Here is an 11566-nt window from a genome sequence, read left to right as displayed (position 1 = left end):
GTCCATATTGCCACTCGTGAGCCTTCACGCCAGAAGGGCCGATCTGCCAGGCCCTCAATCTTCAGTACTGATCGGTCAGGTCGTCGCCGAAGCGGTTCGGGCCGACGGTGCCGCGCAGGCAGCCGGTTTCGATGAAGGCCCAGATGCTGCCGATGACCGGGATGAGGCCGATCAGGATCCACCAGCCGGACTTGTCGCGGTCATGCCAGCGCTTGACCTGCATCGCCAGGCCGATCCAGGTCCCGGCGATGTAGAGAGGCACGGCAAGGATCCAGCTCAGTGTTTCAGACACCAGGGCGACGGCACCGACCACGCCGCCGAGCACCAGCATCGCCAGGAAGAAGAACAGCACGCCGTAAAGCCAGAAGACTTTGCGCGAGATGCGCCCCTGGAAGCTGAAGTACAGGGTCTTCAGGTCGGGCTTTTCGCTGCTGGCGGGCAGGATCAGCTCGGCGTTGGGCGGCTGGAACGGGTTGACGGCTTCGGTCATGGTGGTACTCCCTCGGTGGATGCTTTGCGCGGCGCTCAAATCGCCGCGCGGCAAGTATCCGAGGGAATGGGCCAGCCGGCAGGGCTGCAAGCTAGGGACTGCCAGCGGCCACTGCCCACCGGTTCAGGCGTGAGGCGCCCGCTGCGTGCCAGCCGCCTGGCTTTCCTGTGCCCGCTCCCGCAGCAGCGCCCGTTCCCGCTCGTTCTGCGTCAGCGCTGCGGCCTCGGTGAAGGCCTGCTCGGCTTCGGTGTGGCGGCCGAGCTTGGCCAGCAGGTCGCCGCGCACGCTGGCCAGCCAGTGGTAGCGGGTGAGGGCGGGGTCCTGGGCCAGCGTGTCGACCAGGGCCAGGCCGGCCGCGGGGCCGAAGGCCATGCCGATCGCGACGGCGCGGTTGAGCTCGACGACCGGCGACGGCGCGACCTGCGCCAGCGCGTCGTAGAGGGCGGCGATCTGGGGCCAGTCGGTGGCGTCTGCCGTCAACGCGCGGGCGTGGCAGGCGGCAATGGCGGCTTGCAGCGCGTAGGGGCCCAGCCCTTGTGCGCCCGCGCTCAAGGCTTCCGCGCGTTCGAGGGCGGCCAGGCCGCGGCGGATCAGCAAATGGTCCCAGCGGCCGCGGTCCTGGTCCAGCAGCAGGACCGGGCGGCCCTGCGCGTCGGTGCGCGCCGGCGTGCGCGAGGCTTGCAGCTCCATCAGCGCGACCAGGCCCTGCACCTCCGGTTCCTCGGACGCAAGGCCGGCCAGCATGCGGCCCAGGCGCAGCGCTTCATCGCACAGCGCGGGGCGCATCCAGTCGCCGCCGCTGGTGGCCGCGTAGCCTTCGTTGAAGATCAGGTAGACGACGGCCAGCACGGTGGTCAGGCGCTCGCCCAGCGCCTCGGGTCGCGGCAGCTCGAAGGGCACCTGGGCGGCGCTGAGCGTGCGCTTGGCGCGCACGATGCGCTGGGCGACCGTGGCCTCGCTCTGCAGGAAGGCGCGGGCGATCTCGCCGGTGCTGAGGCCGCCGAGCAGGCGCAGCGTCAGCGCGACACGGGCCTCGGGCGAAAGCACCGGGTGGCAGGCGGTGAAGATCAGTCGCAGCAGGTCGTCACCGATCACGTCCTGGCGCGCGGCGTCCAGCGCGTCGGTGAAGTCGGGCACGACGCCGGTGCCCAGCGCCTCCTGCTCTTCGCCGATGACTTCGTGGTGGCGTTGCTGCATCGCGTGCTGGCGGATCGCGTCGAGCGCGCGGCGCTTGGCCACCGTCATCAGCCAGGCACCGGGGTTGTCGGGAAGGCCTTCCCTGGGCCAGTGCTCCAGCGCGGTGACCAGTGCGTCCTGCGCCAGTTCTTCCGCGCGGCCGACGTCGCGCACCATGCGCGCAACGCTGGCGACGATGCGCGCCGACTCGATGCGCCAGACGGCGGCGATGGTACGCTGGGTGCGATCGATCGCGTCATCTTGCGCAGCCGACGCCTTCGTCACGTCAGGCGTCCTTTGTGGGATTGCCGGCGGCGGAAGCGTCCATGTAGGCCAGTTCCCAGACGTGGCCATCCAGGTCCTCGAAACCATGGCCGTACATGAAGCCGTGGTCCACCGGCGGGCGCGGGGCGCTGCCGCCGGCCGCCACCGCCTTGGCGACCAGTTCATCGACCTCGGCCCGGCTTTCGCAGGACAGGCAGACCAGCACCTCGGTAACCTCCCGCGCATCGGCGATCGGCTTGCGCGCGAAACCCTGGAAAAACGGCTCGCTCAGCATCATCGCGAACAGGTTGTCACCCAGCACCAGGCAGGCGCCGGCGTCGTTGCTGAACTGCGGGTTGAACGAATACCCCATGGCCTCGAAGAAGGCGCGGGCCGCAGGCAGGTTGCGGGTGGGCAGGTTGACGAAGATTTGCTTGTGCATGAGGACTCCAGAATTGATCACGGAAGAAGAGGAAGGGTCGCTGGCGCAGGGCCGGTGGACGCGGTACGCCTGGCCGCCGCCGGGCCGCCCCAAGGTGGCCAGGCACCCGCCCGGCGGGTGGTGGGCCGTACCCGGCCTACCGGGTGCTTCATTCAGCCAGGGCCTTGAGGTTTTGAAGGCCGTCCTCGAAGTCGCGGCCGACCATGCGGTCCATCAGGGTCAGGAGGTCCATCAGCTTGCTCAGGTAGTTGGCCGGACCGTGCATGGCCCAGGTGACCACGGTCTGCTGGCCTTGGGGTGTGAGCGTGAAGTCGGCCTGGTTGTGGGCCTCGAAGGGCTTGACGAATTCCAGCGCCATGTGCACTTCGCGCGGCGGCTGCACCTGCTCGATGCGCATGCTGCCCACGCCCAGCGACTCGCTCTCCCAGGCGTAGAAACCGCCGGGGCCGGCAGTGATCTCGCCGTAGCGCTGCTTGGACGCCGGGTCCTTGCGCAGGTAGGGGTTCCAGCGGTTGAATTGGTGCATGTCGCTGACAAAGGGGTACAGCTTTTCGGGTGATGCGGCGATGGTGATGTGGCGCTCGACGCGGAAGGTGTCGGGCCGGAAGGTCGCGGCGATCAGCACCAGCACAATCACGGCCAGCAGCGCGAGGCCGCCGTAGCTCAGGGCTTTCAACATGGAAGGGTTCCTGGGGGTTGGGATGCAGTTCAGTCGGCCGCAGCGCGGGGGAAATCGTCCAGCTCATGCGGCTCGTACAGCAGGCGCACCTCGATCTCGGCCGGCCGGCCCGCGCCCATCGGCGCCGGGAAACGGCGGGCCCACTCCATCGCCTCTTCGCGCGAGCGGACCTGGATCAGCGTGTAGCCGGCGATCAGTTCCTTGGTCTCGGCAAACGGGCCGTCGGTCACCTGGCGCGTGGGTTTGCCGGCCGCGTCGCTGCCGTGGCGGATGCGCCAGCCTTCGCGGCTGGGCTTCAGGCCGTGGGCATCCAGCAGTGCGCCGGCCTGGCTCAGCTGCTGGTGGTAGGCACTCATCTCGGCCATCAGCGCCGCGTCGCCCATCAGCGCCTCGGCTTCGGTCTCGGCGGTGGCCTTGACGATGATCATGAATCGCATCGGGCTCTCCTTGTGTCTGCGCTCATGTCTTGACGACGAGGCAGACCAGGCCGGATCGACAGGGGCCGAGGGTTAATACCTAAAAATCTGGTTCAGGCGGGCAGGTCGTGGAAACACGGGCCAAGGTTGCGCACTTCGATGGTCGCCCATTCCGCGGCCGGGCAGGCGGCGGCAATCGCCAGCGCTTCCTCGCGCGTCGGCACGTCGACCAGGAAATAGCCGCCGACCATTTCCTTGACCTCGGCAAACGGCCCGTCGACCCAGCGCGGCTGGCCGTCGCGCACCTGGACTTTCGTCGCCTGCTCCAGCCCGGCCAGCGACTGGGCGGCCTGCAGCACGCCGCGCGCCTGCAGCGTGGCGGCAAAGTCCAGCATGCGGGCGTAGACCTTTTCGCCTTCGACGCGGCCGCGCGCCTCGCGCTGGCCCGTGGGTTCGTTGATCAGCAGCATGTAAGGCATCGGGCAAGTCCTGTGGGGCCAGAGATGGCAATGCGCGGATCTTAGCCAGCCGCGCCGTTATGCTGCTGGCCCATGTACGAGTCGTATTTCGGCCTGGCCTGCGAGCCGTTTTCGGTGGCGCCGGACCCGCGTTTCCTCTACCTCAGCGACAAGCACCGCGAAGCGCTGGGCTACCTGATGTACGGGCTGCGGCGGGCCGGCGGCTTTGTCTTGCTGACCGGCGAGATCGGCGCCGGCAAGACCACCGTCTGGCGCGCCTTCCTGGAGCAGCTGCCCGGGCATGTGGACGTGGCCTACGTGGCCAATCCCAAGCTCGGTGTGACGGCGCTGCTGCGGCGGCTGTGCGAGGAGTTGCGCATCGAGCTGGCCGACGACCAGGCCGACCTGATCGACGCACTGCACGGCCACCTGCTGCTGGCCCACGCCAGCGGCCGGCGCACGCTGATCGCGGTGGACGAGGCGCAGGCGCTGTCGTTCGACGTGCTGGAACAGCTGCGCCTCCTGACCAACCTGGTGACCAACGAGAGCAAGCTGGTGCAGGTGCTGCTGATCGGCCAGCCCGAACTGCGCAACATGCTGGCGATGACCGAGATGGAATCGGTCTCGCAGCGCGTGGTGGCGCGTTTCCACCTGCCGGCGCTTTCGCTGGACGAGGTGCGGCGCTACCTGGCGCACCGGCTCGAAGTGGCCGGTTACCAGGGGCCTGGCCTGTTCGAGGACGACGCGATCCGCCGGCTGCACCGGCTGTGCCGCGGCACGCCGCGGCGCATCAACGTGCTGTGCGACCGGGCGCTGCTGCTGGCCTTCCAGGCCGGAGAGAAGCGGGTCGACCGCGCGCTGGTGGACCGGGCCGCGGCCGACGTGTTTGGCCAGAACCTGCAGGGCACCGTGCCGCTGTCGCGCCTGAACTGGCCGGCCTGGCTGGCCGGCGGTGCGGCGGCCGGCGCGGTGCTGGCCGGTTCGCTGTGGGTGGTGCCACGGCTGCCGGGCAGCCTGCCCAAGGCCAGCGCGCTGGCCGAGGCGGTCGCTGCCGCCAGCGCCCCGGCTGCGAGCGCAGCACCACCGGCGGTGGCCAGCGTTGCGCAGACGATCTCGCCCCGCGCTTCGGCCGTGCTGGACATGGGCGCTACCGCGTTGGCCGCGCTGAATGCAGCCAGTGCGCCTGCGCCCATCGCGCCAGCCACGCCCGCCATGACAGACGACGCCGAGGCACTGGAGCGCCTGCTGGCGGCCGGCGATGTTAGCGACGACCAGGCCCTGCGCCAGCTGGCCAGCTGGTGGGGCGTGACGCTGGCCAGCGGCGAGGCCTGCAGCGCGGCGCGCGCGCGTGGCCTGGTTTGCTACAACGCGCGCCGCGGCTTGGCGCCGATCCGCCAGCTGGCCCGCCCCGGCCTGCTGACGCTCACCGATGAGCGCGGCCGCAACGCCCACGTGCTGCTCAGCGCGCTGGACGACGACGCCGCCACGCTGCAGGCCGCCACACCCGGCGCCAGGCCGCTGCGCGTGCCGCTGGCCCGGCTGGCCTGGCTGTGGCGCGGCGACTTCGCGACCTTCTGGCGCGCCCCGCCCAGCTACGACGCCGGCCAGCCCATGGGCACCGACGGCCCGCAGGCCGACTGGCTGGCCCAGCAGCTGGCCCAGGTGGACGGCGGCCCACCGCATTTCAGTGACGGCGAGATGCTGCGCAACCGCGTGTCGGCCTTCCAGAAGGTGCAAGGCATCAAGCCGGACGGCCAGGTCGGCCCGATGACGCTGATGCTGCTGAACCGGGCCAGCGGCATTGCCGAGCCGCGGCTGCCTTTCCGCCCGCCCGCGGCGCTGGCCGCACCCACCGCCACACCCGCGGCCACGCCCGCTTCCGCCAGCGTCGCCGCACGCTGAGCCGCACTTTCTCCCGCCCTGCATGCAAGCTGCCGAACCGATCGAAATCCTGCGCACCCGCCGCCTGCGCCTGCGCCAGTTCACCCCCGCCGATGCCGGCCTGGTGGTCGCCTTGTTGAACAGCCCAGGCTGGCTGCGCTACATCGGTGACCGGGGGGTGCGGGACATTGCCCAGGCGCGTGACTGGATGGCCTGCCGGCTGCTGAACCACTACGCCGAGACCGGCCACGGCTTCTGGGCCGTGGAGCGGCTGGACGATGGCGCGCCGGTGGGACTGTGCGGCCTGATCCACCGCGAAGGCCTGCCGGTGCCGGACCTGGGCTACGCGCTGCTGCCGGAACAAGAGGGCCAGGGCTTTGCGCGCGAAGCCGCCGCGGCCTGCCTGGTGCACGGCCACCAGGTGCTGAAGATGCCACGCATCCTGGCCATCACCTCGCCGGAGAACCTGGCCTCGGCTCGGGTGCTGGCGCACATCGGCATGCAAGAGATCGGCAACGTGCGGCTGCCGAACGATCCGCCCGACGCACCGCCGCTGCGCCTGTTCGAGTCGCTGGCCTGAGCGGGTCCCGCCCCCTTACTTCCCTTACTTCTTCGCGCGCAGCTTGCCCAGCTCGGCCTGGGTCTGCTGCCAGAGTTCCATGCCGACGGTGGTGGCAATGCCGGCGTTCACGCGTGTGAGCTTGTCGCGCATGCGGGCGGCCTCGGTGGCACTCAACTCGTTGATCACCATGCCCTTGGCTTTCAGGTCATTCAATGCACGGCTGGCCTCGGCGCGGGTGTCCTGGCGCTCGAAGTTGCGGCTGGCGATGGCCGCATCGCGCAGGATCTTCTGCTCGGCCGGCGACAGCGTGTCCCACCACTTGCGGCTGACGGTGACGATCCACGGGCTGTAGACGTGGTTGGTGATGCTGAGGTACTTCTGCACCTCGAAGAACTTGCTCGACAGGATGGTGTTGAACGGATTCTCCTGCCCGTCCACGGCCTTGGTTTCCAGCGCGCCGAACAGCTCGGAGAACGGCAGCGGCACGGCATTGGCACCCAGCAGCTTGAAGCTGTCGAGGTAGACGTTGTTCTGCATCACGCGCAGCTTGATGCCGTCCAGGTCTTCGAGCTTCTGCACCGGGCGCTTGCTGTTGGTCAGGTTGCGAAAGCCGTTTTCCCAGTAGGCCAGGCCGACCAGGCCTTTGTCGGTCAGCTTGTCCATCACCTGCTTGCCGACCGGGCCGTCCAGCACCGCGTCGGCCTCCTTCGCGTCGTTGAACAGGAAGGGCGTGTCCCACAGCGCCATTTCCTTGGCCGTGCCCACCAGCGTGGCGGTGGAGCCGACCATCATTTCCTGCGCGCCGCCGATCAGCGCCTGCTGCATCTGCGTGTCAGGCCCCAGCGCGGCAGCGCCGATGGCGCGCACCTTGAGCTTGCCGCCGGAGGCCTTGTCGACCTGCTCGGCAAAGAACTTCGCTGCCCGGCCCTGGTTGCTCTGCTCGTTGAGCCCGTAGCCGAAGCGGATCAGCCGCGGCTTGATGTCTTGCGCCATCGCGGCGAACGAAGCCAGACCCAAGCTGGCGGCAATGCCGACGGCGAGCACCGAGCGGCGAACAGAACAGCGAACTGCATGCATGCGAATTTCTCCAGAAGGAAGGTCAGCGCAGCCAATGCATCGGCGCGATGACCAGCTGCGGGAAAACGACGAACAGCGTCAGGATCACCAGGTAGGTGAACAGGAACGGGTTCACGCCCTTGATGACCTGGTGCAGCGACAGCCGGCCGACGCCGGCCACCACGTTCAGCACCGTGCCGACCGGCGGCGTGATCAGCCCGATGGCGCCGTTGAGCACGAACATCAGCCCGAAATACACCGGATCGATGCCGGCCTTGACGGCAATGGGCAGCATCACCGGCGCGAAGATCAGGATGGTGGGCGTCAGGTCCAGCGCGGTGCCGATGACGACCAGCGCGACCATCATCACTGCCATCAGCAGGCGCGGGCTGTCGACCAGCGTGCCCAGGCTGGCCGTGAGCACGCTGGGCAGGTCGGCCAGCGTGATCATGTAGCTGGCGACCTGCGCGCCGGCGCACAGGAACATCACGATGGCGGTGGTTCGGGCCGCGCGCACCAGCACGCCGTACAGCTCGGCCAGCTTCATTTCGCGGTGTACGAGAAATGCCACCAGCAGCGCATAGACCGCCGCCACAACAGCAGCCTCGGTCGGCGTGAAATAGCCGCTCTTCATGCCGCCGATGATGATGACCGGCATCAGCATGGCCCAGAAGGCCCGCACCGTGGCCTTGACACGCTCGGCCATCGGCAGGGCAGGGTCGGCCGGCAGCGGCGTGCGGCGCAGCACCCATTTCCACGCCAGGATCAGCCCGGTGCCCATCACCAGCCCGGGCACGATGCCGGAGACGAACAGCGCCGAGATCGAGGTGTTGGTCGTCACGCCGTAGATCACGAAAGGCATGGACGGCGGGATGATGGGCGCGATGATGCCGCCCGAGGCGATCAGCCCGGCCGAGACCGGCAGCGGGTAGCCGCGCTCGCGCATCATCGGCAGCAGGATGGTGGCCAGCGCGGCAGTGTCGGCCAGCGCCGAGCCGCTCATGCTGGCCATCAGCACCGCGGCGCCAATGGCGACAAAACCCAGCCCGCCGCGGATGTGACCGACCCAGGCCTGCGCCATGTCGATGATGCGCCGGCTGATGCCGCCGCTGTTCATCAGCTCGCCCGCAAGGATGAAAAACGGCACCGCCAGCAGCGGGAAGCTGTCCACGCCCGCGACCAGGTTCTGGGCCAGCAACTGGGTGTCCCAGAAGCCCAGCACCCAGGCCATGCCGGCACCGGTGAGCACCAGCGCCAGCGCCATGTTCATGCCGATGCCCATCAGCAGCAGCATGCCGCCGCAGAAGACGGCCAGGGCCTGGGCTTCAGGTGTCATGGTGCTCACTCCACTTCCGCGTCATGGCCCAGCGCCAGCGGCGCATTGCGCAGCAGCTCGGCCAGCGCCATCACGCCAATGGCCATTGCGCACAGCAGGGCCGGCAGCGGCAGCAAGGCATTCGGGTAGCCCAGCACGACCGAGCGGCTGGCCCAGCCGACGCTGACCTGCTGCCACGCGCCCCAGCCCAGCAGCACGCAGGCGAAGACGACCAGCAGCCGGATCAGCGCGGCCATCAGCACCAGTGCGCGCGGCCGCTGCTGCAGCAGGCCCAGCAGGCTGGTGAAGGCCATGTGCTCGCCGCGCGGGTAGGCGGCCGTGGCACCGATGAAGACCAGCCAGACGAACAGCAGGCGCGACAGCTCTTCGCTGGCGGCAATGCCGTTGCCAAAGCCATAGCGCAGCACCACGTTGACAAAGACCGACAGCGCCATCACGGCCAGGCAGGCAGCCATCGCGCCCTGCAGCAGGCGCTGGAACGCGGAGGTGGGAGGCGATGAAACGGGCGGCGAAGAAGAAGAAGTGTTCATTCAGTGGTTCCGGCATGCAGCCACGCACTGGCCTGCTGCTGAAGCTCGGCCAGCTTCGCGGTGGCGTCCAGGGTCAACACACGCGGCTCGCCGACCGGGGGTTCCAGCGTGGCGAACTGGCTGTCGACCAGGCTGGCCGAGAAGAAATGCGCGCTGCGGTTGGCGACACGGGCCAGCGCAGCGTCGCGGTCAATCTGCAGATACAGGAAGGCCAGACCCGGGCGGGCTGCGCGCAAGCGCTCGCGGTAGGCCATTTTCAATGCCGAACAAGTCAGCACCACGCCTTGCGGATGTTGTTGCAACAGCGCGGCCAGCCGGTCCAGCCAGCCCTGGCGATCGGCATCGGTCAAGGCAATGCCTTGCGCCATCTTGGCCCGGTTGGCCTCGCCGTGGAAATCGTCGCCCTCGATCAGCGGCAGTCCTTCGGCCTGCGCCAGCGCAGCGCCGACGCTGGACTTGCCGCAGCCGGCAACGCCCATCACGACCACGCTGGGCAGGCTTGTTGAAGAGATAGCGCTGTCCATTGGAATGAGGAGGAAGGTGAAGGCATTCGCCTGGGAAAATGTAGATTGCTGCTTGCTGATGGACAGCGCTATCCTAAAACTGCGGCACCGCGTATTGCCTCCGTGTTTTCCCGTGGCGCGGTACCGTCAGTGACTTCTCCCTTTTGCCCACGGTCTGCCCACTCTTCATGAACCTGCCTGCTGCCAAACGTCGCCGCGCCACCGGCCGTGTCACGCTGAACGACGTGGCGCTGGCCGCCGGTGTCAGTCCGATCACCGTTTCGCGGGCCTTGCGCGGGGAACGCGCGGTCGACCCCGAGCTGGTGGCCAGGGTGCGCGAAGCGGCCGACAAGCTGGGCTACATGCCGGACCCGGCCGCCCGCGCGCTGGCCTCGCGCCACAGCACGCATGTGGCGGTGCTGATCCCGCTGCTGAGCAACGCCTTGTTCGTCGACCTGCTGGAGGCCGTGCAGCGCACGCTGCGCCCTGCCGGCTACCAGGTGCTGATCGGCGTGACGCACTACGACGAGGCCGAAGAGGAGCAGCTGCTGCGCGAACAGTTGCTGCACCGCCCAGCCGGCGTGTTGGTGACCGGGCTGGAGCGCCGGGCCGGCACACGCGCCCTGATCGCCAGCAGTGGCGTGCCATGTGTGCACCTGATGGAGACTGCGCAGGCCCCAGGGCTGCATTGCGTGGGCTTTTCACAGCATGCGGCCGGCATGGCGATGACCCGGCATTTGCTGGGCCGCGGCCGACGCCGCATTGCCTTTGCCGCGGCCCAGCTGGACGCCCGCACGCTGCAGCGCCTGGCCGGTTGGCGCGACGCCCTGACCGAGGCCGGGCTTTACGAACCCACGCTGGAATGGCTGAACCCGGCGCCGTCGTCCATTGCTTTGGGCGGACGCATGTTCGAGCAGATCATTGGCCAGCGGCCGGCGGTCGATGCGATCTTCTTCTGCAACGACGACCTGGCCCAGGGCGCCTTGCTGGCGGCCTTGCGGCTGGGTGTGAAAGTGCCGGAGCAGGTGGCAGTGGCCGGTTTCAACGACCTCACGGGCAGCGACCAGATGCTGCCGCCCTTGACCAGCGTGCGCACGCCACGCGGCGAGATTGGCGAGGCGGCAGCGGCCATGCTGCTGGCCTTGATGCGCGGCCAGCCGGTGGCGCGGCCGGCCATCGACCTGGGTTTCACGCTGGTGCCGCGGTCCAGCACCTGAAGCTGGCGCACGCGTTCAGCGTTCAGGTCAGCTTGCGCAGGAAGCGGTGAAACGCAGCGTCGATGTGGCGCGGCGGTTGTTCGGCCGCGAGCGCGGCGGCAATGCGGCGTTCCAGCACCGGTTGCAGGCAGGCCGGCACGTCGCCAATGTCGTGCAGCATGCGCAGCAAGGTGCTGATCTGGGCCCGGCCGGGGCTGACAAAGTGCAGCGGCGTCTGGTCACCGATCAACGCACGGATTTCAGCAATGGGCGAGCCGGCGGAGACGACACCCCATTCGGTCGGCGCGAGATCGTGCAGGTCACCCACAGGGTCGGCCCACAGGAAATAAGCCCACTGCGGCGCCACCGGGTCAAACGCGGGATCAAAAGCGGCACGGCGCCGCGCCGAGACCGGCGCGTGGTCACACAGCTTCATGGCCAAGGCGCGCCAGCGCACCGGTTGGGCAACGGCGAGCGCAGTGGTGGGCCAGGTCGAGTTGTCGGGCATGCTCATGGATGTCTCCTTCCCCGGTGGTCCCTAGAAGTTGTTCGGCACAAGAGACAACAAGCTTGAGCC

At 68.8% G+C, this 11566-nt stretch carries 14 protein-coding genes; 3 read left to right on the top strand and 11 right to left on the bottom strand.

Going from position 1 to position 11566, the window contains the following annotated elements; translation table 11 throughout:
- Positions 1 to 61: 61 nt before the first annotated feature.
- From LRH25_RS07120 to LRH25_RS07095, 6 genes are all read right to left on the bottom strand, one after another.
- A complete protein-coding gene (locus LRH25_RS07120; RefSeq protein WP_141288641.1) occupies positions 62 to 490 on the bottom strand; it encodes a DUF805 domain-containing protein in 429 nt (142 codons plus the stop codon).
- 123 nt (positions 491 to 613) lie between these two features.
- A complete protein-coding gene (locus tag LRH25_RS07115) occupies positions 614 to 1918 on the bottom strand; it encodes an RNA polymerase sigma factor (protein WP_231010765.1) in 1305 nt (434 codons plus the stop codon).
- 34 nt (positions 1919 to 1952) lie between these two features.
- Positions 1953 to 2372, bottom strand: coding sequence for a VOC family protein (locus LRH25_RS07110; protein WP_141290462.1), 420 nt, complete (start codon positions 2370 to 2372; stop codon positions 1953 to 1955).
- Positions 2373 to 2520: 148 nt separating this feature from the next.
- Positions 2521 to 3051: an SRPBCC family protein gene (locus LRH25_RS07105; RefSeq protein WP_141290460.1), complete on the bottom strand. Its 531-nt coding sequence runs from the start codon at positions 3049 to 3051 to the stop codon at positions 2521 to 2523.
- A gap of 29 nt (positions 3052 to 3080) precedes the next feature.
- Positions 3081 to 3488 carry a YciI family protein gene (locus LRH25_RS07100; protein WP_141290458.1) on the bottom strand — a complete coding sequence of 136 codons (408 nt, stop codon included), beginning with the start codon at positions 3486 to 3488 and terminating at the stop codon, positions 3081 to 3083.
- A 92-nt stretch (positions 3489 to 3580) separates the two neighbouring features.
- Positions 3581 to 3946 (bottom strand): YciI family protein, encoded by a 366-nt coding sequence (locus LRH25_RS07095; RefSeq protein WP_141290456.1) that lies wholly within the window; start codon positions 3944 to 3946, stop codon positions 3581 to 3583.
- Between the two features lie 72 nt (positions 3947 to 4018).
- Between LRH25_RS07095 and LRH25_RS07090 the strand changes: the two genes are divergently transcribed.
- Positions 4019 to 5827, top strand: coding sequence for an AAA family ATPase (locus tag LRH25_RS07090; protein WP_231010545.1), 1809 nt, complete (start codon positions 4019 to 4021; stop codon positions 5825 to 5827).
- Positions 5828 to 5849: 22 nt separating this feature from the next.
- Positions 5850 to 6386 (top strand): GNAT family N-acetyltransferase, encoded by a 537-nt coding sequence (locus LRH25_RS07085; protein WP_141285280.1) that lies wholly within the window; start codon positions 5850 to 5852, stop codon positions 6384 to 6386.
- 24 nt (positions 6387 to 6410) lie between these two features.
- Here the strand turns inward: LRH25_RS07085 and LRH25_RS07080 are convergent, their stop codons facing one another.
- The 4 genes from LRH25_RS07080 to LRH25_RS07065 are packed head-to-tail and all read right to left on the bottom strand — an operon-like array spanning position 6411 to position 9814.
- Positions 6411 to 7445 (bottom strand): TRAP transporter substrate-binding protein, encoded by a 1035-nt coding sequence (locus LRH25_RS07080; RefSeq protein ID WP_141285277.1) that lies wholly within the window; start codon positions 7443 to 7445, stop codon positions 6411 to 6413.
- Positions 7446 to 7467: 22 nt separating this feature from the next.
- Positions 7468 to 8760 (bottom strand): TRAP transporter large permease, encoded by a 1293-nt coding sequence (locus tag LRH25_RS07075; protein WP_141285275.1) that lies wholly within the window; start codon positions 8758 to 8760, stop codon positions 7468 to 7470.
- A gap of 5 nt (positions 8761 to 8765) precedes the next feature.
- Positions 8766 to 9290: a TRAP transporter small permease subunit gene (locus tag LRH25_RS07070; protein ID WP_141285273.1), complete on the bottom strand. Its 525-nt coding sequence runs from the start codon at positions 9288 to 9290 to the stop codon at positions 8766 to 8768.
- Positions 9287 to 9814 (bottom strand): gluconokinase, encoded by a 528-nt coding sequence (locus tag LRH25_RS07065; RefSeq protein WP_231010544.1) that lies wholly within the window; start codon positions 9812 to 9814, stop codon positions 9287 to 9289. Before LRH25_RS07065 ends, LRH25_RS07070 begins: the two co-directional genes overlap by 4 nt.
- A gap of 167 nt (positions 9815 to 9981) precedes the next feature.
- Here LRH25_RS07065 and gntR point away from each other — a divergent pair, with 167 nt between their 5' ends.
- Complete coding sequence (gene gntR, locus LRH25_RS07060; protein WP_141285271.1) at positions 9982 to 11010, top strand: HTH-type transcriptional regulator GntR; 1029 nt, start codon at positions 9982 to 9984, stop codon at positions 11008 to 11010.
- Between the two features lie 22 nt (positions 11011 to 11032).
- On the opposite strand, the gene LRH25_RS07055 is transcribed toward gntR, so the two are convergent.
- Complete coding sequence (locus LRH25_RS07055) at positions 11033 to 11503, bottom strand: hypothetical protein (protein WP_141285269.1); 471 nt, start codon at positions 11501 to 11503, stop codon at positions 11033 to 11035.
- Between the last annotated feature and the right edge of the window lie 63 nt (positions 11504 to 11566).

The organism is Ideonella azotifigens (assembly GCF_021043325.1).
GTDB lineage: Bacteria > Pseudomonadota > Gammaproteobacteria > Burkholderiales > Burkholderiaceae_C > Ideonella > Ideonella azotifigens.
Note: the sequence above shows the minus strand (reverse complement) of the source record. Positions and strands in the feature narration are given on the sequence as shown.